Here is a 21,033-nt window from a genome sequence, read left to right as displayed (position 1 = left end):
CGAATCTCGAATCTCGAATCTCTTACATGCGCTCTAGAGTGTCGATACCTAGAAGCGATAGACCTTGCTTGATCGTCTTCGCTGTTAGTGCAGCAAGCTTCAGACGGCTCTGCTTAACAGCTTTGTCTTCAGCAACTAGGATAGGGCAAGCTTCGTAGAAGCTAGAGAATTGACCAGCTAGTTCGAATAGGTAGCTACACATGATGTGTGGTTGACCTTCACGAGCAACAGACTGTACTGCTTCTTCAAACTGTAGAAGTTTCGCGATAAGCGCTTTCTCTTTCTCTTCAGTGATTTTGATTTCACCTTCAAGCGAGTCCATAGAAATGCCAGCTTTAGCAAATACAGAAGCAACACGAGTGTATGCGTACTGCATGTATGGTGCTGTGTTGCCTTCGAATGCAAGCATGTTGTCCCAATCGAACACGTAGTCAGTAGTGCGGTGCTTAGAAAGGTCTGCGTACTTAACCGCTGCCATAGCAACAGTGTTCGCGATCGCTTTCTTCTCGTCTTCTGCTAGTTCTGGGTTCTTAGATTCGATTAGCTGCGCTGCACGAACTTCGGCTTCATCAAGAAGATCAGCAAGACGAACAGTACCGCCTGCACGAGTCTTGAATGGTTTACCGTCTTTACCTAGCATCATGCCGAATGCGTGGTGCTCAAGAGAAACAGATTCTGGGATGTAACCTGCTTTACGAACGATAGTCCAAGCTTGCATTAGGTGCTGGTGTTGACGTGAGTCGATGAAGTAAAGAACGCGGTCTGCGCCTAGTTCTTCAAAACGGTATTTTGCACAAGCAATGTCGGTTGTTGTGTAAAGGAAGCCGCCGTCGCGTTTCTGGATGATAACGCCCATTGGGTCACCATCTTTGTTTTTGTATTCGTCTAGGAATACAACTTGTGCGCCGTCATCTTCTTTAGCAAGACCTTGCTCTTTCAGATCCGCAACAATAGTTGGAAGCATGTGGTTGTACATGCTTTCGCCCATTACGTCATCACGTGTTAGAGACACGTTTAGACGATCGTAGTTGCGTTGGTTTTGAATCATTGTTACGTCAACAAGCTTCTTCCACATCTCTGCGCAGAACTCGTCGCCGCTTTGCAGTTTAACAACGTAGCCACGTGCTTTAACTGCGAACTCTTCGTCTTCATCGTAGAGCTTTTTAGATTCACGGTAGAAGCCTTCAAGGTCAGCAAGTTCCATTGAAACTTCACCAGACTCAGCCTGAACGCGCTCAAGGTTTGCGATAAGCATACCGAATTGAGTACCCCAGTCACCGATGTGGTTAGCGCGGATAACGTTGTGGCCTAGAAATTCTAGAGTACGAACTACTGCATCACCGATGATAGTTGAACGTAGGTGACCAACGTGCATTTCTTTAGCAACGTTTGGCGCAGAGTAATCCGCAACAATAGTTTGCGTTTCAGCAACGGCAACACCAAGGCGAGAGTCAGCCAATGCTGCGTCTGCTTGTTTGGCTAGGAAAGCTTCATCTAGGAAGATGTTTAGGAAACCCGGACCTGCGATTTCAACTTTAGACGCGATACCGTCTAGGTTTAGAACGTCCAATACTTTTTGAGCAAACTCTCGAGGATTAGTGCCTAGTCGCTTAGCAACGCCCATAACGCCGTTTGCTTGGTAGTCACCAAATTGTGGTTTTGCAGATTGGCGAACAGCCGCAGGAGAGCCTGCAGGTGCGCCAGCGGCTTCTAGAGCCTGAGATACTTTGTCATTAATAAGTGCTTGGATATTCACACGCGTTTCCTTCAATTCAAGGATGATAAGAGTGGCCGTTAATTCTTGGTCATTAAATTGGTTAATTATGCTTCTAGTTAACGATTTAATGCCAAAATCAGCAGCAGACTCTGTTTAAGTTCACAGAAATGGCGGTAATCATACCAATTTTGTGCGGTTTCTTATAGGTCGAATTGATAGAAAATTAACATTTCCTGAGTGGTTTTTGACAATCGACTTTTAGCAAGACGCGTTTGCATGTTTAAGGAGCGAAAAGAACATAGTTATTGAGTGTTTTTTGTAAAAGCAACGCTTGTTGCAAAAGGCAAAACTGATAACATGCAGCCATTATTTGGAGAACACAGACAATGATGATGAGCCTGAAGCAAGCTGAACTAGAACCACAACAAATGATCGCCCGCCTTGATACTTTTATGGCAAAAATCGAGAGCCTAGGAAATACATTAGGTCTGGATTTAAGCTTTGCTCAAGCGGATCATATTGCGCTGCGAATCAATGACACTGAGCTAGCGAAATCTGCCCATCAAGCGTGGTCTGAGTACGGCTCTATGATTTCTGAGGCGATGATTAATGGTCGTCCAATTGTGGTGTTGGCTTTCGATGAACCCTTGCAAAGCCTTGGCTGGAAAATTGAATGTTTGGAGCTGCCATATCCAGCAGAAGGTAAGATTTACCCAAGCCAAGATTGGGAACATGTAGAGTTTGTGATTCCTTCTCATGCCCAAACAGCTGATGAGTATCTAGCGGATCTTAAAGAAACTTACCCGCAGTTCGCTGCTAACTTTGAAACGCTGGGTGAGCAAGGCGTTAAGATCAAACTCTCTAGCCCGAAAGGCGAGGGTGAACGCTTGAATAACCCAACAGTGGCTTTTAAACATCAAGGGATTTGCATCAAGCTGCATCCACACTCTTTGAAGAAGATTGTGGAATCAGAACAGGCTTAATTTGAATAGAGAGTTGCTAGGAAAGAGATTCCTGATCTCGCCTTGGCTCGTCGGAATGACGGGGTGTTCGATGAAATTTTCCAGAGTCTATCTTTGGATAGTGACAGACTGAGCGTTCGAGAGCGTATGTTAGAGCCTATAGCTCGAAGGTTCATCACCGAGTTCGTCATTCCCGATAGCGACGAAGGAGCGTAGTCGGAAATCTCTCAAAGCGAGTCTGATCATCAGATACAAAAAACGCGCGATGGGCTTTCCCTATTGCGCGTTTTTTATTGGGTTCTAACTGGAAGTCTTACCGGAAATCGAATATCCGATTTACAGAATTACAGTCTTGTTGCCGTAAACAAACACATGATCATTGATCACCTTGTTTAACGCCTTACTTAATACATTCTTCTCTACGTCACGACCGGCTTGTGCCATGTCTTTCGCGCTGAAGTTGTGATCCACAGGGATAACATCTTGCTTGATGATTGGACCTTCATCCAAATCATTCGTCACAAAGTGTGCCGTTGCGCCAATGATCTTCACGCCGCGCTCATACGCTTGTTGGTATGGCTTCGCGCCAATAAATGCTGGCAAGAAGCTGTGGTGGATATTGATGATCTTGTGGTGGTATTTTTCAACAAAACCTGGTGTCAGCACTCGCATGTACTTAGCCAAAACAAGGTAATCCGCCTCGTACTGGTCAATCACTTCTAGCATCTTCTTCTCATGTTCTTCACGGTTTAGCCCTTCGTGAGAAACATGGTGGTAAGGGATGTCAAAACGCTCGGTTAGGCTTTGTAGAATGTCGTAGTTACCGACAACGGCCGCAATTTCAACGTCTAAGCTGCCATCGAAGTTCTTCATTAGAATGTCGCCAAGGCAGTGTGCTTCCTTGGTCACGAGTATCACAACACGCTTGCGAGACGAATCAACAAGCTTACGTTTCGTATTTGGTGGCAGGGCTTGATCTAAATCGGCAAGTAAGGTTTCGTCATTGAAATACCCTTCAAGCTCGGTGCGCATAAAGAAGTGGCCACTTGTGTTATCTACGAACTCATTGTTGTGCACAATATTGAGTTGGTGTTTGTAACAAATGTTGGTGATCTTCGAGATGAGGCCTGGGGCATCAGTACAATGTGTTAGTAAAGTTTTTCTTTCCATTTGCATCTTACTTCCATGAAATGTTGCACTTATTATATGAAATCGGGATTCTTCAAATTTAATGCAGGCCGTCGAACGGTGAACTGAGCCGCAATATCACCGTTATAATTAATCTATTATCAAGTTGGTTTCAACAAATTCTGCTGCTCATTTATCGCTTTGATAAATTGTTTGATATAGAAATATCAGTTTTTAGATAGAAAAACAGGCAGAAGCTTCATTTTTAAAAGTTTTGACCGTAGTACGCATTTGAACTTCAACCGAGGCATTTACGCCTTGGCCAAAAATAGAGGTGATACTTATGGATAAAGAGTTACTAGCCAAAAAACTGTACTGCAAGCGAGTGAATTCATTGGCGAGAGGTACCGAATTAGATGGTCATGTTCTAGATGAAATGTGGGAAAGTAAGACCTCACCAACCGATGCAGCGAAAGCCATACAGCCTGGTGATAACCATTTTGAAGATGCTCCTTGGCTATCACGTTATCTCAGTCGAAAATAAAAACGATTCTCTAATTCCTACTTCTTCAATTCTTACCTTCAAGGTAACTGAAGCCACGTCAAGCCAAACCAAACACCTCCGGTGCGAAGTCATTCTTGATTCGCGCCGGCTCACTAAACCTGCCATAATTCTCCTTCTCTTTTTCTAAACTTCGTACTCTATGATATCTAAAACGTTTTCTGCTGATGGCGCTCTGGGCAAAGCTATCCCTGGGTTTCAACCAAGACAAGCTCAGTTAGACATGGCTGAAGCGGTTTCACAAGCTATTGAAAATCAAAGCCAGTTGGTTGTTGAGGCTGGAACAGGTACTGGTAAGACGTTTGCTTACCTAGTGCCTGCGCTGCTTAGTGGCAAGAAAACCATCATTAGTACGGGGTCTAAAAACCTTCAAGAACAGCTGTTTCACCGAGATTTACCCTTGATGGTCGATGCGCTTGGCTTTTATGGTCAAGTTGCGTTGCTCAAAGGACGTTCAAACTATTTGTGTTTGGACAGACTCAGCCGCCAAATGATCGAGAGTCATGGTGCTCATACCGATCCAACGCTGCTGGCTCAGTTAGTCAAAGTTCGTAGTTGGTCGTCATCCACTCAAACGGGTGATTTAGGCGATTGTGATGATATCGCTGAAGACAGCCCGGTTATTCCAACCATTACCTCGACCAATGATAATTGCTTGGGTAAAGAGTGCCCAAGCTATACCGATTGCTTTGTGCTTAAAGCGCGTAAAAAAGCGATGGATTCCGATGTGGTGGTCGTAAACCACCACCTTTTCCTAGCTGATTTGGCGATCAAAGAAACCGGATTTGGCGAATTGATACCTGAAGCTGACGTGTTTATTTTCGATGAAGCACATCAACTTCCTGACATCGCCAGCCAGTACTTCGGACAATCGGTTTCCAGTCGACAGATCCAAGAGTTAGCCAAAGACATTGAAATTGCTTACCGAACTGAAGCCAAAGACATGCGTCAGCTACAGAAAGTAGGGGATAGGCTCGTTCAATCGTCAGCCGATCTGCGTATTGTGCTTGGTGATACCGGCTTTCGTGGTAACTGGCGCGAAGCTTTGAAATCCGAGTCGATTGCACGCGAGTTAGTTCGTTTGCAAGATGCTCTGCAACTTGCTGTTGATGTATTGAAGTTAGCACTTGGGCGAAGCCAGCTGTTAGACACGGCTTTTGAGCGTGCAACCATGATTAAGTCGCGTATCGAACGTGTGTGCGATGTGTCGATCACTGGCTATTCGTATTGGTATGACACTACACCGCGCCACTTTGCTCTGCATATCACACCGCTTTCTGTCGCCGATAAATTCCACGAACAGATTGAGCTGAAGCCGGGCGCATGGGTGTTTACCTCAGCAACCTTGGCGGTGTCGGATGATTTCGAACACTTTACTTCTCGATTAGGGTTAAAACCGTCGGCACAGTTTTCACTGCCGAGCCCGTTTGATTATCCGAATCAAGCGCGCTTGTGTGTGCCTCGTTATCTTCCAGAACCGAATAGCCCCGGTCTCGCGGATAAGCTAGTAAGAATGCTGACTCCTGTGATTGAGCAAAACCAAGGCCGCTGTTTCTTCTTGTGTACTTCACACAGCATGATGAAAGAGTTGGGGGAGCGATTCCGTGAAACCCTCTCGGTTCCCGTTCTATTGCAAGGTGAGACAAGTAAGCAAAAAACCTTAGCCGAATTCATGGAATTAGGTAACGCATTGCTGGTGGCTACAGGTGCTTTCTGGGAGGGGATAGATGTTAGGGGCGACGCATTAAGCTGTGTTATCATCGATAAATTGCCCTTTACAGCCCCTGATGACCCTTTACTTAAGGCTCGAATCGAGGACTGTAAGCTAAAAGGGGGTGATCCTTTTGCACAAGTACAGTTGCCAGACGCTGTGATTACCTTGAAACAAGGTGTCGGCCGATTGATACGTGACAAGCGCGATAATGGTGCTTTGATTATTTGCGATAACCGATTGGTGACTCGCGATTACGGTGGCATATTTTTGGCGAGTTTACCGCCTATCCCTCGTACACGTGACTTAGGGGTCATTAAAGAATTCTTAGCTAAAGACCATTCAACCGCTGCTGAGTAATTGGCATTGTTGAGTTTAGCCATTATTTTTAGATTAGATAACGAATATTTGAGACACAAATGAGCGCGAAAATTCTTGCAGTAGATACCGCAACCGAAAACTGTTCAGTTGCATTAGTAATTGGTGACCAGGTGTTCGCACGTAGCGAAGAGGCTCCTCGAGACCATACGAAGAAAATTCTACCTATGGTGGATGAAGTACTGAAAGAAGCGAATGTCGCTTTAACCGATATCGATGCTATCGCGTTTGGCCAAGGCCCAGGCAGTTTCACGGGTGTGCGTATTGGTATTGGTATTGCTCAGGGCTTGGCTTTTGGTGCGGATTTACCAATGATTGGTGTCTCTACACTGGCAGCGATGGCGCAAGGCAGCTACCGTAAATTTGGTGAAACTCATGTAGCAACAGCGATTGATGCGCGTATGAGCGAAGTGTACTGGGCTCGTTACAGCCGCGAACAAGATGGTCGTTGGACTGCGGTTGATGCCGAATGTGTAACGCCACCAAGTGAACTGGCTGCGCAGTTAGAAGCAGATTCTGAAATATGGGCGAAAGTCGGTACCGGCTGGGAAGCTTATGCCGAGCATATGGATACACTTGCGATCAACACCAAAGCGTGTGAAGTGCTATTCCCAGAAGCTCAAGATATGGCGTTCCTTGCTCAATTTGCTTACGCAGAAGGTAAAGCGGTTGCAGCAGAAGAATCTGAGCCAGTTTATCTTCGTGACAAAGTGACTTGGAAGAAACTGCCAGGTCGCGAATAATTTTTACAAGGTTCTGATGCAAATTAGGTCTAAATGCGTATTATTTAGATTTGAGAGGGCAGATATTTAGTCATGGTATCAATTAACAACTTACCTCCTTCTTCGATAGGCAGCACGTCTAAGCCGAATCGAATTAAAAAGAAGGGGCAGGCAAAAAAATCTGATGCTAGCACTGCGGTTGGGCAACCGACTAAGGTCGCTAATGCTGTTTCTCACTCTATTCGTCAAGTTAAAGAGTCTGAACTACACAAGGCTCAAATCCAGTATGATCTTCCAGAAGGCCGAGGACGTAAGGCTATGGAAGAGTATATGGATGTAATGAATCAGGCGAAGAAAGAAGAACTTGCAAAGCTTATCGGTGTCGATATCTACATCTAGAGCTTCTTATTAATGCCTGTTTAAGGACCAGAACCATGTCAAATTATCTCTCTAAATTACGCTTAATAGCCTTTTCTCTTGGTGTATTGGTACTTGCCGGGTGTTCATCACTTCCTAGCGAGCTTGAAGCAAAATCAGAGCCTGTAATTAGCGATTACCAACAGTGGGTCGACCAACTACCGGATGCGCAAAGTGTTCGATTAGGTGGCGTTATCTCTAAAGTGACCAACTTGAAAGATAAGACTCGAATCGAAGTCGCTAATATGCCGATTTCGAGTAGCGGTAAGCCAGATCTAGACGCAGAGCCAAGCGGACGTTTTGTTGGTTATATTGAAGGGTACGTTGAGCCTCTAAGCTTTGCAGAAGGTCGTCTGATTACTTTGGTTGGTCAGTCAATTGGAAGTGAAGATGGAAAAATAGGGGAATACCCTTACACCTTCCCTGTAATGAAAGTAGACAACCAACGCCTGTGGAACATTACTGAGCGCGTTGTTGTTAACGATTTTGCACCAACCTACTACTCGTGCAGAAGTTTACATTGCCGCAGTTTTCAAACGATGCCAAGACAAGGTCGAGTGATACAAGACGTAGAGTAATTAACTTTATCCGATGTTGATTACGCAAACAGATGGAACTACATGTTTGATGATTGAAAAGTCATACTCCCTCGCGAGCGGGACGCTTGCAACACAACAGATTGGCAACCCACAAACGACCGCAACGACGGTCGTTTTTATTCATGGGTGGTTGGATAATTCGTCCAGCTTTAATCAGGTTATGCAGCAAGTCGCCAAGTTTGCGCCCAATGCTCACCTTGTTGCTATCGATCTCTTCGGACACGGCTTCTCGTCGCACAAATCGGGAAGTTACTACCCATTTCATGATTATATAGATGACTTGCATCAGTTGGTGACTAAATTATCGCCAAACAGACTGGTACTGGTAGGACATTCACTTGGTGCATTGATAGCAAGTTGCTATAGTGCCGCCTTTCCTGAAAAGGTGTCAGGATTAATTCAAATTGAAGGTCACGGACCTCTTTCAGAAGCTCCCCAAGAAACGGTTTCTCGCTTGAGAGATGGGGTACTCAGTCGTCTTCGACAGCGAAGAAAGCCTTCACGTCCTCTGGCAAGCCTTGAGGATGCTATTAAGCTGAGAGCTCACGCCAATCAAATCAATGCTGAATTAATTGCTCCTATTGTCGAGCGAGGAATTGTCGAGTTAGATAACTCTTGGCAATGGCGATGCGACCCTAACCTAAAATGTGACTCGTTATATCGAATGTCACAGGCGCACGCTGAAGCGATCATGGCGGCTATTGAATGCCCTCAATTAATAGTTTTAGGAAATGATGGATTCCGACATTTGCAGCATAATCGCTACAAATCAGCCCATAGTTCTCTGAATATAGAGACTGTTCCTGGCGGACATCATTGCCATTTAGAGAGCCCGGAGCTAGTTTCAGAGCTAATTCTTGGTGTAGTTAACAAAATTTAAACAAGTGTTTGAGCCTTTTAGTGCTCATGCACTAAAGCTGTGCTGTAATACCGCAATGATAAAAAGCGGCGAAGCAGTCGTCAGCTGATAAACGAGGAGTAACATAGTGGACAAACCTTGGCTTTCACGTTATCCAAGTGACGTACCAGAAACGATCAACCCAGATCAGTACCCATCTCTTGTAGAAATGTTTGAACAGTCGGTACAGAAGTACGCGGACCAACCTGCATTCGAGAACATGGGCTCGATTATGACATTCCGTAAGCTTGAAGAGCGCAGCCGTGCTTTTGCCGCTTACCTACAGAATGACTTGAAACTGAAGAAGGGCGATCGCGTCGCGCTAATGATGCCAAACCTACTGCAATACCCAATTGCACTATTTGGTGTATTGCGTGCAGGTATGATTGCAGTGAACGTCAACCCACTGTACACACCTCGTGAGCTTGAACATCAACTGAACGATTCTGGTGCAAAGGCGATTGTTATCGTATCTAACTTTGCGAGCACGCTAGAGAAAGTCGTTGATAACACGCCGGTTAAACACGTTGTTCTAACTAGCCTAGGGCAAATGCTGCCACGCGCGAAAGGGACAATTGTCGACTTTGTAGTGAAATACGTAAAAGGCATGGTGCCTAAGTATGATCTGCCGGGTGCTATCTCATTCAGAAAAGCGCTGCACAAAGGTCGTCGTCTTCAATATGTGAAACCGTTCATGGCGGGTGATGACATCGCGTTCCTACAGTACACTGGTGGTACAACAGGTGTAGCGAAGGGCGCAATCCTAACGCACCGCAATATGATTGCGAACGTACTTCAAGCGAAAGGGGCTTACGGTCCTGTTCTGCAAGAAGGCCGCGAGTTGGTTGTAACGGCATTACCGCTTTACCACGTATTTGCACTGACGGTGAACTGCTTACTGTTTGTTGAGATGGGTGGTCGTAACCTTCTAATTACTAACCCTCGTGACATTCCTGGCTTTATTAAAGAGCTGCAAAAGGTTCCGTTTACCGCAATTACCGGCGTAAACACCTTGTTTAATGCGCTAGTTAATAACGAAGATTTCCACGAGTTGGATTTCAGTAACCTACGCCTATCTGTTGGCGGCGGCATGGCGGTTCAACGCGCTGTTGCTGAGCAATGGAAGAAAGCGACAGGCATTCACCTATTGGAAGGCTATGGCTTAACTGAGTGTTCACCACTGGTAACGGGTAACCCATACGACCTGAAAGACTACACAGGTGCTATCGGCCTACCAGTACCATCGACAGAAGTTCGTATTGTTGATGATGAAGGTAAGGTTATTGCTAATGACCAAGTAGGCGAGCTACAAGTTCGTGGCCCTCAAGTGATGCAAGGTTACTGGCAGCGCCCTGAAGCGACCAAAGAAGTGATCGATCAAGACGGTTGGTTATCGACAGGTGACATCGTTAAGTTTGATGACGAAGGCTTGTTGTACATCGTTGACCGTAAGAAGGACATGATTCTTGTATCAGGCTTCAACGTCTACCCGAACGAGATTGAAGACGTTGTGGCTCTGCATGGTAAAGTGCTTGAAGTAGCAGCTATCGGTCAACCTCATGAAGTGTCTGGTGAATTGGTTAAGATCTACGTTGTGAAGCGTGACCCTAGCCTGACCAAAGAAGACATTATCGCGCACTGTCGTGAGCACTTAACGGGTTACAAAATCCCTAAATTAGTCGAGTTCAGAGATGATCTTCCAAAGACTAACGTAGGTAAGATCTTACGCCGCGTACTGCGTGAAGAAAACGATGCAGAACTTGCGAAACGCGCTAGCGAATAATTAGCCCGTTTGCGCGAAAGTACTGCACCAAAACCATTGAGGCGCTTAATCTAAGCGAGCGCTGAAAAATGGTGTTAGAATGCCGACAGTTAATGTCGGCATTTTTGTATCCGGCGATCAAATAGAAACCTGTGAGAGTTTTTGTGGATTATCAAATCATTACCCAATTGAAAGACCTTGAGCGAGTTTGCCAACAAGCACGTGAAGCCGATGTCGTTATGCTTGATACGGAGTTCGTTCGTACTAGAACCTATTACCCTCAATTAGGCTTGATTCAGTTATTTGATGGTGAAACGCTGTCACTGATTGACCCTATTGCTCTTGATGACATGACACCGTTCGTTACCTTGTTGAAAGACGCATCAGTATTGAAAGTGCTGCACGCGTGCGGTGAAGATTTGGAAGTGTTCCAGAACGCATTTGGCTGTACACCAATACCAATGGTTGATACACAGATCATGGCGGCTTTCTTAGGTCATGGTTTATCAACGGGCTTTGCTGCTCTGGTTTCAGAGTTTGTCGGTGTCGATCTCGATAAGAGTGAATCTCGCACAGACTGGCTAGCGCGTCCGCTTTCTCAAAAACAATTGGACTACGCAGCAGCAGACGTGCATTACCTAATGCCAATGTACAACAAGCTTCTAGAAAAAGTGATGGAAGCTGGCTGGTGGGAAGCGGCTCAGCAAGAGTCTGATTTACAAGTTGCCAAGCGCATTCGTAAAGTAAACCCAGATACAGCCTACCTTGATATTAAAGGGGCGTGGCAGCTTAAACCTAAGCAATTAGCGATCTTACGACCTCTAGCAACTTGGCGTCTAAAAGAAGCAATCAAGCGCGATTTAGCGCTGAACTTTGTCTTCAAAGAACAAGACCTATGGGCTGTGGCGCGTTTTGCGATGAAAGATCCCAAGCACATGGAGCAAGAGGGTTTTGATTACCGCTCTGTGCGTCGCCATGGTGCGAAGATCAGCTCAATCGTAAAGTTAGCGGAACATACACCAGAAGAAGAGTACCCAGCACCAGTAGAACGTCTAATGGACTTCCCTGGCTACAAGCAACTCTTCAAAGTGCTGAAAGATGAAGTGAAAACAGCATCACAACACAGTGGTTTGGCGACGGAATTCTTGGCATCGAAGAAGCAACTTAACCAAATGTTAAGCTGGGTGTGGAAGCACGATCGTAACCCAGAAAAGCTGCCTGATGTTATGCAAGGCTGGCGTTTAGATGTGGTTGGCGAAAAGCTGAGTAAAGCGATCAAATAACCGCTTGCTGCTTTAAAGCCTAACTTAGTTACAGTTATAAACTGCACATACAAAAAAGAGAGCCTAGGCTCTCTTTTTTATTCAATCAATACAAGCAAGTGTATTACCTGCCAATCTTGTTCAGAAAGATTATCGATCTTCTTCTGGAAGCTTAACATTCAACTCTAACACTGAGATGTCGTCATCTTTGTGTTCAAAAGTCAGATCAACCATTGATGGATCGACCTCAACGTACTTGGCAATACACTTCAAGATGTCTTCTTTTAGTTGCGGCAGGTAAGACGGCGCTGGGTCGTCATGGCTGCGTCGTTCGGCAACAATGATCTGCAAACGTTCTTTGGCTAGGTTTGCGGTTGTCTTTTTCTGTGGTCTAAAAAACTCTAATAATGACATTGTGCATTAGCCCCCGAACAGTCGTTTGAAGATGCCTTTCTTCTGTTCCGTTAAGAAGCGGAAGTCAACTTGGCTACCCAGTAGTCGCTCTACAGTATCATTGTAAGCCATACCTGCGTCGGTTGCTTCGTCAAAGATAACTGGAACACCCTTGTTCGATGCGTTCAGTACCGCTTGGCTCTCTGGAATTACACCCAGTAGAGAGATGTGCAGGATTTCTTCAACGTCTTCAACACTGAGCATCTCACCTTGAGTTACACGTGCTGGGTTGTAGCGAGTCAATAGAAGGTGTGTTTTCACTGGCTCTAAGCCGTCTTCAGAACGACGAGATTTAGAGTCAAGAATACCTAGAATACGGTCTGAATCGCGTACTGAAGAGACTTCTGGGTTGGTGGTTACAATCGCTTCATCAGCGAAGTACAACGCCATAAGAGCGCCTTGTTCGATACCCGCAGGAGAATCACAGATGATGAAATCAAAGCCCATTTCATCCAGTTCATCAAATACACGACGAACACCATCTTTTGTTAGTGCGTCTTTATCACGAGTTTGAGAAGCAGGAAGAATGAACAGGTTCTCTGTGCGCTTGTCTTTGATCATCGCTTGGTTCAGCGTCGCTTCACCATTGATAACATTAACGAAGTCGTACACAACACGACGCTCACAACCCATGATTAAATCTAGGTTACGCAGACCGATATCAAAGTCGATAACTGCGGTTTTCTTTCCTTTTAAAGCCAGACCCGAGGCAATAGCTGCACTGGAGGTCGTTTTGCCTACCCCGCCTTTACCTGACGTTACAACGATAATGCGTGCCATTCTGTTTTCCTTTTATTTCTCTTATATTGCGAGGACATCAACGTGTAATACATCGTTTGCCATACTGAACATGGTTTTCTTCTGCCAGTACTCGCTTTCAATTTGATCGCTGAGCCAGTAATTTCCAGCAATGGAAACCAGCTCGGCTTGTAAGTCATTACAAATTATTTTTGCTTCAGTTTGACCACTTGCACCTGCAATCGCACGGCCGCGTAAAGTGCCATGAATATGGATGCTGCCATCGGCAATCACTTCCGCGCCTGCACTCACATGGCTGAGTATCAATAGATCGCCATCTTTCGCATAAACCTGCTGACCAGAACGAATAGGGGTTCTAATCACTTTGATTGGTGCCATTTTCGCTGGAGCTTGAGATGGCGACTTGCTTGCCGTCATCACTGCAAAACCGGCTTCTTTAGCGAGGTTTTGCATTCGCTTATCAGAACAGCCTGCCACACCAACCGGGATCATGCCCGCTTGAGATATACCATTTTTAAGTTGCACAAAATCGATATCGCCCGCGACTTTACTGATGTTGATAACAACAGGTGCGGCAGCGAAAAACGTAGGTGCTTGGTCTACTTTCTCTTGAAGAAAAGAGACTGCATTTTCGACTTGATCATCGGATAAGTGCAAAACAGATAGCGTAAAGCTGCTACCTTTTAGATCTGGGTTACTAGACATCGAAAAACTACAGGACCTCAATAGCGGATTAGTACAATTTCTTTATCAATAAAATAAAGGGCATTGCCTGAAACTAGGTTTATCATGTTATATTCCCAAACCAAGCACAGCAAGTAATCTTGTTGTCAAATGGACGTTTTGTTCCCAATATTTCCCTAACATAAACTATTGATCTCGCAAGTGAGAGTTTTGTAGTCATAATCAATTAAAAGGTTTGTCATGCTGTGTTCTATATATAAAAGCTCAAAGAAAGAAGGAACATACCTTTATATCCCTAAGAAGGATGATTTTTCACAAGTTCCTGACGCATTGATGCAAATGTTTGGTAAACCTAGTTTTGTAATGGTAATTAAAATGGATGGCCGTAAACTGGCTCAAGTAAACATCGAAAAAGTGAAAGAATCACTGAATACCGATGGTTTCTTTTTACAGGTTCCGCCACCACCAGTTAACGAACTTGAGCTTCATAAAGAGCGTAAAGCTCAACAGAAATCTCAAGACGAAGAGTGATAGCCACCTCAATTCAAGGAGGAGTGATCGTTGAGTAAATTTTCGAAAACCATATTGGCTGTGTCGGCATTACTATTGGGTAATAGCCTGACCATAAGTTCAATACAAGCTGAAGAACTGAGCTTCGAGCAATATGTAGAAAAACTAAAACAACAAGGCCGTGAAGAAGGCATCTCTGAAGCGATCATTGATGAAGCCTTTGATGGTGTAACGTTTAAGCCAAGAGCGGTAAAAGCCGACAAAAACCAACCTGAGAAAAAACTGACTCTGGATGAATACATTCCACGAGCGGTTCCAGATTGGAAAGTGAAGCAAGCAAGGTCACTCTACAAGGAGCATTACACCGCGTTAAAGCGTATTGGTGATGAATATGGTGTTCAACCAAGATTCATTGTCGCGCTATGGGGCGTTGAGAGTAATTTTGGTAAGTTCACGGGCAATTACAGCGTTATCGACGCCCTAACGACCATGGCTTATGAAGGACGCCGAGAAGCTTTCTTCCGTAGCGAAGCGATGGCGGCATTGAAGATTCTTGATCAAGGCCATATTGCACCAAAAGAGATGAAAGGCTCTTGGGCTGGTGCGATGGGTCAACCTCAGTTTATGCCAAGCTCATTCTTAGCTTACGCCGCTGATGGCAGTGGTGATGGCAAGAAAGATATTTGGGGCACTGAAGAAGACGTATTTGCTTCGGCGGCCAATTATCTCAGCCAATCAGGGTGGGATGACAAATATACTTGGGGTCGTCAGGTTCATGTTCCGTCAACTGTGTCGATCGATTTACAAGGTCGAGACGAAGACAAAGCGAAATACTTAAAAGAGTGGTCTGAACTCGGTATTAAACGCTATGACGATCGCCCACTGCCAACACTTGATGAAGACATTAAAGCTTGGTTAATCATGCCGGATGATGAAACCGGACGTTCGTACCTCATTTATAACAACTACAATGTGTTAATGAAGTGGAATCGTTCTTACTACTTTGCTTTGGCAGTAAGCCATCTAGCCGACAGAATTAAGTTTGATTAACAGACCTAAGTCGCTTTGAATAGCATTTGGCCTACCATAGGCAGAACGAACTAAAGGACTCTTCGGAGTCCTTTTTGATTTTATATTTCAGAGATTTAATAAGGTGATCTTGTGCTAACAGATAGAGCTGCACAGATGGTGATATTCCATGCGCTGATCAAGCACGAAGGCTTTACCAGTGCTGCAAAAAGCTTGAACGTTTCGGTGTCTCACATTAGTAAGCAAGTCGCTTTGCTTGAAGACTCTATAGGCATCAAGCTGGTGCAAAGGACAACACGAAGCTTAACGCTCACTGAAGCGGGAGACGTGTTCTATCAACATTGTGAGCAGCTGTTTAACACGGTGAAAGCAGCTCAGATGGATATGGACAGCCAGCGCGATGATATCTCTGGAATACTACGCGTCGGGTTGTCGCAGTCATTTGGCACACTCCATATCATTCCGGCGATTGATCAACTCAGACAGCTTTATCCTCAATTGAGAATCGAGGTCCACTTGTTCGACTATAAGGTGGACATGATTGAAGAGCGATTGGATCTCTGGATCACCAACAATGAAGACTTGCCTGAAGGTTACATTGCGCAGCGTTTAGCAGACAGCCAGTTTGTGGTGGCTGCGTCACCGGATTATCTGATTAAGGCCGGGACGCCACATGTACCTTCCGATTTGATTGACCATAACTGTCTTATCTATCGCAGCCGTGAACGAGATTACACATCGTGGGCGTTTGATAACGGGCAAGAAAACCTCAGCGTCAAAGTCGCGGGCGATTACTCAGTCGATTTGGCTGAGGCAGTGCGAGACGCGGCAGTATCAGGGTGGGGTGTTGCTTATTTGGCGACTTACTTAGTGAAAGAAGAGTTTAGAACGGGCAAGCTCATTCAAGTATTGCCAGAGTGGAGAGCCAGTCAGCTGATGCCATTTTATGCCGTTTACCCAAGCCGAAAGAACATGCCTAAGAAGCTTTCAGCTGTGATTGAGTTCATTAAAGATCATATCGGGTCGCCGACGTATTGGGACAAAAACCTCAAAACTTGCGTTGAACTGCATCGTTAACTGTTTCCTAATCTATAAATATAATTTCCACATGGAAAAAGTACGCTTTTTAATCAAAGTTAATTATTAAAATTCAATAACTTAATTATACTCATAGTTAAATCGTGATTACCCCAACATCACATTAACAACCTCAGCTTGCCGCAAACGATTTCCTCTATAGAATGCGTCGCCTTTCCTATCTACAACTTTTAGGTTGACGCACATGGCTTCGCTACTTGGAATTATCACTATTTTAGTTGCCGCTTGGTTACTATCTACGGACAGAAAAAATATTCCACTAAGAACAGTCTCTTTGGCTTTCTTATTACAAATCTCATTCGCGCTGTTGGTTCTGTATGTACCAATGGGTAAAGAAGCGTTGAATGCAGCCACAGGTGCGGTATCTAGCTTGATCAACTACGGTCAAGAGGGGATTAACTTCCTATTTGGTGGCCTAACGAATAACGGATTTGTTTTCGCGATTAACGTTCTAGGCATCATTATCTTTTTTTCTGCACTGATCTCTGGTTTGTACCACATCGGCTTTATGCCAAAGGTGATCAACCTTATCGGTGGCGCACTACAAAAGTTCTTGGGCACAGGTCGTGCGGAGTCACTGTCTGCGACTGCAAACATTTTCGTTGGCATGATTGAAGCTCCATTGGTGGTTAAGCCTTACTTGAAGCACATGACGGATTCACAACTGTTTGCTGTGATGGTGTGTGGTTTGGCTTCTGTCGCTGGTGGTACGCTAGTGGGTTACGCATCGCTTGGCGTTGATCTAAATTACCTGATCGCAGCTGCATTTATGTCTGCACCTGCTGGCCTATTGATGGCTAAGATCTTAGTACCAGGTAGCGCAGATGACGCTCAAGAAAATATTGAGTCTGACGTTGAAATTCCACGAGCAACAAACGTAGTTGAGGCAATGGCAGATGGGGCTATGTCTGGACTTCGTATTGCCGTTGCGGTGGGTGCGACACTACTTGCCTTTATCAGTGTGATTGCAATGCTGAATGGCTTGCTAGGTATTGTTGGCGGTTGGTTTGGCGTAAACCTAAGCTTCGAACTTCTACTAGGTTATGTGTTCGCACCCGTTGCATGGCTGATCGGTGTGCCGTGGTCTGAGGCTGTGGTTGCGGGCTCATTGATCGGTAACAAGATTGTCGTGAACGAGTTCGTGGCTTTCATCCAACTAATGGATGCTAAAGAGGCGCTAAGTGAGCACTCACAAGCGATCGTAACTTTCGCTCTATGCGGCTTTGCTAACATCTCTACCATGGCGATTCTTATCGGTGGTTTGGGCAGCTTAGTTCCAGAGCGTCGCTCTTTCATCTCACAATATGGCTTCAAAGCAATTTGTGCAGGTGTGTTTGCTAACCTAATGAGTGCTGCTATTGCTGGTGTTGTACTTTCTCTATAGTTAACTGATCATGACTTTACTCCCCCTATAGTAAAGTGACTGATTAATCACAATAATATTCGGTTAGCGTGAAAAAGAGAGCCTATAGTGTAAGAACGTAGGCTTTCTTATTTCATTGAATAGTTTGTACCACAGGGTGTGGTGCAAACCTTTTAGGGGCACAAATGGATTTGTCGATTACTTCTTCTTTGGCGTTAATTGGACTCTTGTCTTTAGCTTGTCAGCAGCTCGGCTGGCGTTTACGTCTTCCCGCCATTCTCCCTCTCCTTATCGTTGGCCTATTGTTAGGTCCCGGCCTGAATATTCTAAATCCCGATGCCATTTTCGGTGATGTGCTGTTTCCTATGATCTCCTTAGGGGTTGCCATCATCTTGTTTGAAGGAGCATTGACCCTAAATTTCAAAGAAATCAGAGGCCATGGCCGGATGGTGACTCACCTCGTGAGTTTCGGCATGTTGATTACATGGGCGTGTATCGTGGTGGGGGCATACTACTTTGTGGACTTCAGTTGGCCGTTAGCCGCACTGTTTGGTGCATTAGTTGTGGTAACTGGCCCTACGGTAATCGTGCCCATGCTTCGCAGTATTCAGCCTAAATCTTCGTTAGGCAGTATCTTGCGATGGGAAGGGATAGTAATTGATCCGATTGGCGCTCTGTTTGCGGTTCTCGTCTACGAGTACATTGTTTCTTCTGCCGACCCTACCGGACACGTTCTGTCAGCTCTGGGCCTGACGTTAGTCATAGGTTTAGGCTTAGGGATCATCGGTGGCCATTTGATTGCCAAGATGCTGCAAGGGCATTGGGTACCGCACTATTTACGTAATGTGGCTGTGCTGACGCTAATGTTGGCGGCGTTCTCGTTTTCTAATGATCTGAGTGAAGAATCGGGTTTATTAACCGTGACCATCATGGGGATCTGGCTTGCCAACGTGAAGGGCTTGGACATCGAAGACATCATCGAATTCAAAGAAACCCTGACCGTGTTACTTATTTCTGCGTTGTTTATTCTGTTAGCCAGTCGACTCGATTCGGGGGCTTTCCTTTCGATAGGTTGGGGCGGTATTGGGTTGCTAGCGGTGGTTATGTTGGTGGCTCGCCCGTTAAGCGTGTGGATCAGCGGGATCGGTACGGATCTTAATTCGGCGGATAAATGGTTTTTGAGTTGGATGGCACCTCGCGGGATCGTAGCAGCCGCGGTTTCTTCTCTGTTTGCGATAAAACTGCAAGAGAAGCAATTGATTGAAGGCGCAGATCTGCTCGTGCCCATGGTGTTCTTAGTCATTATTGGTACGGTTGTGATTCAGAGCTTAACCGCGAGCTGGTGGGCGAGAAGGCTAGGGGTCACTCAAGAGAAAGCGCAAGGGGTTATCTTCTTTGGCGCCACTCACTTTGCAAGACAATTTGCCAAGGTGCTAGCCACACACAACATCAACAGTGTGCTTGCTGATACTAACTGGGAAAGCATTCGCTTAGCTCGTATGGATAACTTGAATGTTTACTTTGGTAACCCAGCTTCAAGCCACGCGGAAAACAATTTGGAACTCGATGGGATAGGGCGTGCGATGATCGTCTCGCCTTATCGTCAAACCAACCCGTTAGTCAGCATGCATTACCAAGACGAGTTTGGTGCCAATAAGGTGTTTGAGCTTGAATCGTCAGAGACTAAGCATGAAAGACATCAAGTGAGCCGCAATGGCAATCGAAGTCTGTTCTCGGAAGGGATTACCTATTCTAAGCTTAACTCACTGATGGCTCAGGGTAGCCAAATTAAAAGTACAGGTTTGACCGAGGCATTTGATTTAAAAGAGTTTAATGCTTTGTATCCTAAAGCCATTCCTCTTGGGGTGATCACTGGCGGTGATTTCCGTTTAATGACACAAGGATCTGAGTTGGAAAAACTCATATCAACGGAGTGTGAGCTTATTAGTTTATTACCGCCTTCTGAACAGACGGAAAAAGTTGAGAGTCCAGATAAGTAGCAACGAGCGCTTCATCAAAAGCGAGTCACCCCGTTTTAAAAACGAATAGCTAAGTACCAAAGCATCAAAAAAGCCGCAACGTTCATCACGTTGCGGCTTTCTAATTTATTTATATGCGCTGCGGACTATTTCGAGTGAAATTGCTCACAAGCGATCATGGTGTTCTCGATTAGGCTCGCCACCGTCATTGGGCCAACACCACCCGGCACAGGTGTGATGAAGCTTGCGCTTTCTTTCGCTACGTCGTATTCAACGTCACCCACTAGTTTGCCAGATTCCAAACGGTTGATACCCACATCGACCACAACAGCGCCTTTCTTAATCCAAGCGCCAGGAATGAAGTTAGGTTTACCAACGGCAACTACAACAACGTCTGCTTGACGCACGTGACCTTCAAGGTCTTTGGTGAAGCGGTGACATGTTGTCGTCGTACAACCTGCTAGAAGAAGCTCTAGCGTCATTGGGCGACCTACGATGTTTGATGCGCCAACCACAACCGCGTGCTTACCACGTAAGTCGATGTTGTAACGGTCAAGCAGCGTGATGATGCCTTTTGGCGTGCAAGAGCGAAGCTTAGGCATGCGCTGAGCCAAACGGCCGACATTGTAGGGGTGGAAGCCATCAACGTCTTTTTCTGGCGTGATACGCTCAAGAACGTGAGTGCTATCAATGCCTGCTGGTAGAGGCAGTTGAACAAGAATACCGTCGATCTCTGGATCGTCGTTCAGTTGGTCTACCAATGTTAACAATTCGTCTTCTGTCGCAGTGGCTGGCAAGTCGTAAGATTTAGATACGAAGCCAACTTCTTCACACGCTTTACGCTTACTTCCAACGTAAACCTGAGAAGCAGGGTCTTCACCCACTAAAACAACCGCTAGGCCCGGAGCGCGTAATCCAGCTTCAGTACGAGCTTTTACACGTGCAGCAACTTCGGAGCGAACCGTTTGAGAAATTAGCTTTCCATCAATATTTTGAGCAGTCATGAATTTCCTTAGTATTGATATTCAAGTTAGTGGCTG

Annotated in this window: 20 protein-coding genes; 14 read left to right on the top strand and 6 right to left on the bottom strand. The window is 45.4% G+C overall.

What is annotated here, in order from left to right:
- Window positions 1–22: 22 nt before the first annotated feature.
- On the bottom strand, window positions 23–1,756 hold the full coding sequence (argS, locus tag AB4503_RS02125; RefSeq protein WP_017070297.1) for an arginine--tRNA ligase: 1,734 nt from the start codon (window positions 1,754–1,756) through the stop codon (window positions 23–25).
- A 347-nt stretch (window positions 1,757–2,103) separates the two neighbouring features.
- On the opposite strand from argS, the gene AB4503_RS02120 reads away from it, so the two are divergent.
- On the top strand, window positions 2,104–2,700 hold the full coding sequence (locus AB4503_RS02120) for a VOC family protein (RefSeq protein WP_017070298.1): 597 nt from the start codon (window positions 2,104–2,106) through the stop codon (window positions 2,698–2,700).
- A gap of 315 nt (window positions 2,701–3,015) precedes the next feature.
- Here AB4503_RS02120 and purU read toward each other — a convergent pair whose 3' ends face one another.
- Window positions 3,016–3,849, bottom strand: a complete 834-nt coding sequence (gene purU / locus AB4503_RS02115) for a formyltetrahydrofolate deformylase (RefSeq protein ID WP_029235356.1) — start codon at window positions 3,847–3,849, stop codon at window positions 3,016–3,018.
- A 301-nt stretch (window positions 3,850–4,150) separates the two neighbouring features.
- On the opposite strand from purU, the gene AB4503_RS02110 reads away from it, so the two are divergent.
- From AB4503_RS02110 to rnd, 8 genes are all read left to right on the top strand, one after another.
- Window positions 4,151–4,351 (top strand): hypothetical protein, encoded by a 201-nt coding sequence (locus tag AB4503_RS02110; RefSeq protein ID WP_372113506.1) that lies wholly within the window; start codon window positions 4,151–4,153, stop codon window positions 4,349–4,351.
- A 160-nt stretch (window positions 4,352–4,511) separates the two neighbouring features.
- Entirely contained in the window at window positions 4,512–6,440 is a 1,929-nt protein-coding gene (locus tag AB4503_RS02105; protein ID WP_372113504.1) for an ATP-dependent DNA helicase, read from the top strand.
- 59 nt (window positions 6,441–6,499) lie between these two features.
- Window positions 6,500–7,201 carry a tRNA (adenosine(37)-N6)-threonylcarbamoyltransferase complex dimerization subunit type 1 TsaB gene (gene tsaB, locus AB4503_RS02100; protein WP_017062379.1) on the top strand — a complete coding sequence of 234 codons (702 nt, stop codon included), beginning with the start codon at window positions 6,500–6,502 and terminating at the stop codon, window positions 7,199–7,201.
- A 72-nt stretch (window positions 7,202–7,273) separates the two neighbouring features.
- The gene (locus AB4503_RS02095; RefSeq protein ID WP_372113503.1) at window positions 7,274–7,579 is read left to right on the top strand and encodes a chromosome partitioning protein ParA; all 306 of its coding nucleotides are present in this window, start codon (window positions 7,274–7,276) and stop codon (window positions 7,577–7,579) included.
- Window positions 7,580–7,614: 35 nt separating this feature from the next.
- The gene (locus tag AB4503_RS02090) at window positions 7,615–8,175 is read left to right on the top strand and encodes a Slp family lipoprotein (protein WP_017062377.1); all 561 of its coding nucleotides are present in this window, start codon (window positions 7,615–7,617) and stop codon (window positions 8,173–8,175) included.
- 49 nt (window positions 8,176–8,224) lie between these two features.
- Window positions 8,225–9,076 (top strand): alpha/beta fold hydrolase, encoded by an 852-nt coding sequence (locus AB4503_RS02085; RefSeq protein WP_065583833.1) that lies wholly within the window; start codon window positions 8,225–8,227, stop codon window positions 9,074–9,076.
- A gap of 106 nt (window positions 9,077–9,182) precedes the next feature.
- A complete protein-coding gene (gene fadD / locus AB4503_RS02080) occupies window positions 9,183–10,877 on the top strand; it encodes a long-chain-fatty-acid--CoA ligase FadD (protein ID WP_017062375.1) in 1,695 nt (564 codons plus the stop codon).
- A 143-nt stretch (window positions 10,878–11,020) separates the two neighbouring features.
- A complete protein-coding gene (gene rnd, locus AB4503_RS02075; protein ID WP_372113502.1) occupies window positions 11,021–12,139 on the top strand; it encodes a ribonuclease D in 1,119 nt (372 codons plus the stop codon).
- Window positions 12,140–12,268: 129 nt separating this feature from the next.
- On the opposite strand, the gene minE is transcribed toward rnd, so the two are convergent.
- The 3 genes from minE to minC are packed head-to-tail and all read right to left on the bottom strand — an operon-like array spanning window position 12,269 to window position 14,035.
- Window positions 12,269–12,532 (bottom strand): cell division topological specificity factor MinE, encoded by a 264-nt coding sequence (gene minE / locus AB4503_RS02070; protein WP_010436847.1) that lies wholly within the window; start codon window positions 12,530–12,532, stop codon window positions 12,269–12,271.
- Between the two features lie 6 nt (window positions 12,533–12,538).
- Window positions 12,539–13,351, bottom strand: a complete 813-nt coding sequence (gene minD, locus AB4503_RS02065) for a septum site-determining protein MinD (protein ID WP_009848498.1) — start codon at window positions 13,349–13,351, stop codon at window positions 12,539–12,541.
- Between the two features lie 21 nt (window positions 13,352–13,372).
- Window positions 13,373–14,035, bottom strand: coding sequence for a septum site-determining protein MinC (gene minC, locus AB4503_RS02060; protein WP_017063419.1), 663 nt, complete (start codon window positions 14,033–14,035; stop codon window positions 13,373–13,375).
- Window positions 14,036–14,254: 219 nt separating this feature from the next.
- Between minC and AB4503_RS02055 the strand changes: the two genes are divergently transcribed.
- From AB4503_RS02055 to AB4503_RS02035, 5 genes are all read left to right on the top strand, one after another.
- Window positions 14,255–14,545: a YcgL domain-containing protein gene (locus AB4503_RS02055; RefSeq protein WP_017062372.1), complete on the top strand. Its 291-nt coding sequence runs from the start codon at window positions 14,255–14,257 to the stop codon at window positions 14,543–14,545.
- A 30-nt stretch (window positions 14,546–14,575) separates the two neighbouring features.
- Complete coding sequence (locus AB4503_RS02050; protein ID WP_102428816.1) at window positions 14,576–15,574, top strand: lytic transglycosylase domain-containing protein; 999 nt, start codon at window positions 14,576–14,578, stop codon at window positions 15,572–15,574.
- Between the two features lie 135 nt (window positions 15,575–15,709).
- A complete protein-coding gene (locus AB4503_RS02045; protein ID WP_017063421.1) occupies window positions 15,710–16,630 on the top strand; it encodes a LysR family transcriptional regulator in 921 nt (306 codons plus the stop codon).
- Window positions 16,631–16,835: 205 nt separating this feature from the next.
- Complete coding sequence (locus AB4503_RS02040; RefSeq protein WP_017070735.1) at window positions 16,836–18,035, top strand: NupC/NupG family nucleoside CNT transporter; 1,200 nt, start codon at window positions 16,836–16,838, stop codon at window positions 18,033–18,035.
- A gap of 164 nt (window positions 18,036–18,199) precedes the next feature.
- Entirely contained in the window at window positions 18,200–20,014 is a 1,815-nt protein-coding gene (locus tag AB4503_RS02035; RefSeq protein ID WP_136978842.1) for a sodium:proton antiporter, read from the top strand.
- Window positions 20,015–20,139: 125 nt separating this feature from the next.
- On the opposite strand, the gene folD is transcribed toward AB4503_RS02035, so the two are convergent.
- Window positions 20,140–20,997 (bottom strand): bifunctional methylenetetrahydrofolate dehydrogenase/methenyltetrahydrofolate cyclohydrolase FolD, encoded by an 858-nt coding sequence (folD, locus tag AB4503_RS02030; protein ID WP_017062367.1) that lies wholly within the window; start codon window positions 20,995–20,997, stop codon window positions 20,140–20,142.
- Window positions 20,998–21,033 lie beyond the last annotated feature (36 nt).

The sequence above is a fragment of the Vibrio sp. 10N.222.55.B11 genome (assembly GCF_041473705.1).
Taxonomy (GTDB): Bacteria; Pseudomonadota; Gammaproteobacteria; order Enterobacterales; family Vibrionaceae; genus Vibrio; species Vibrio crassostreae_C.
The sequence above is the reverse complement of the archived record's forward strand: the minus strand, read 5'-3'. Positions and strand labels throughout refer to the sequence as shown.

Excerpts from the sequence above, each read along its gene's own strand:
- AB4503_RS02120 (WP_017070298.1), top strand. The coding sequence starts at position 2,104 with ATGATGATGAGCCTGAAGCAAGCTGAACTAGAACCACAACAAATGATC.
- purU (WP_029235356.1), bottom strand. The coding sequence starts at position 3,849 with ATGGAAAGAAAAACTTTACTAACACATTGTACTGATGCCCCAGGCCTC.
- AB4503_RS02110 (WP_372113506.1), top strand. The coding sequence starts at position 4,151 with ATGGATAAAGAGTTACTAGCCAAAAAACTGTACTGCAAGCGAGTGAAT.
- AB4503_RS02105 (WP_372113504.1), top strand. The coding sequence starts at position 4,512 with ATGATATCTAAAACGTTTTCTGCTGATGGCGCTCTGGGCAAAGCTATC.
- tsaB (WP_017062379.1), top strand. The coding sequence starts at position 6,500 with ATGAGCGCGAAAATTCTTGCAGTAGATACCGCAACCGAAAACTGTTCA.
- AB4503_RS02095 (WP_372113503.1), top strand. The coding sequence starts at position 7,274 with ATGGTATCAATTAACAACTTACCTCCTTCTTCGATAGGCAGCACGTCT.
- AB4503_RS02090 (WP_017062377.1), top strand. The coding sequence starts at position 7,615 with ATGTCAAATTATCTCTCTAAATTACGCTTAATAGCCTTTTCTCTTGGT.
- AB4503_RS02085 (WP_065583833.1), top strand. The coding sequence starts at position 8,225 with ATGATTGAAAAGTCATACTCCCTCGCGAGCGGGACGCTTGCAACACAA.
- minE (WP_010436847.1), bottom strand. The coding sequence starts at position 12,532 with ATGTCATTATTAGAGTTTTTTAGACCACAGAAAAAGACAACCGCAAAC.
- minD (WP_009848498.1), bottom strand. The coding sequence starts at position 13,351 with ATGGCACGCATTATCGTTGTAACGTCAGGTAAAGGCGGGGTAGGCAAA.
- minC (WP_017063419.1), bottom strand. The coding sequence starts at position 14,035 with ATGTCTAGTAACCCAGATCTAAAAGGTAGCAGCTTTACGCTATCTGTT.
- AB4503_RS02055 (WP_017062372.1), top strand. The coding sequence starts at position 14,255 with ATGCTGTGTTCTATATATAAAAGCTCAAAGAAAGAAGGAACATACCTT.
- AB4503_RS02045 (WP_017063421.1), top strand. The coding sequence starts at position 15,710 with ATGGTGATATTCCATGCGCTGATCAAGCACGAAGGCTTTACCAGTGCT.
- AB4503_RS02040 (WP_017070735.1), top strand. The coding sequence starts at position 16,836 with ATGGCTTCGCTACTTGGAATTATCACTATTTTAGTTGCCGCTTGGTTA.
- AB4503_RS02035 (WP_136978842.1), top strand. The coding sequence starts at position 18,200 with ATGGATTTGTCGATTACTTCTTCTTTGGCGTTAATTGGACTCTTGTCT.
- folD (WP_017062367.1), bottom strand. The coding sequence starts at position 20,997 with ATGACTGCTCAAAATATTGATGGAAAGCTAATTTCTCAAACGGTTCGC.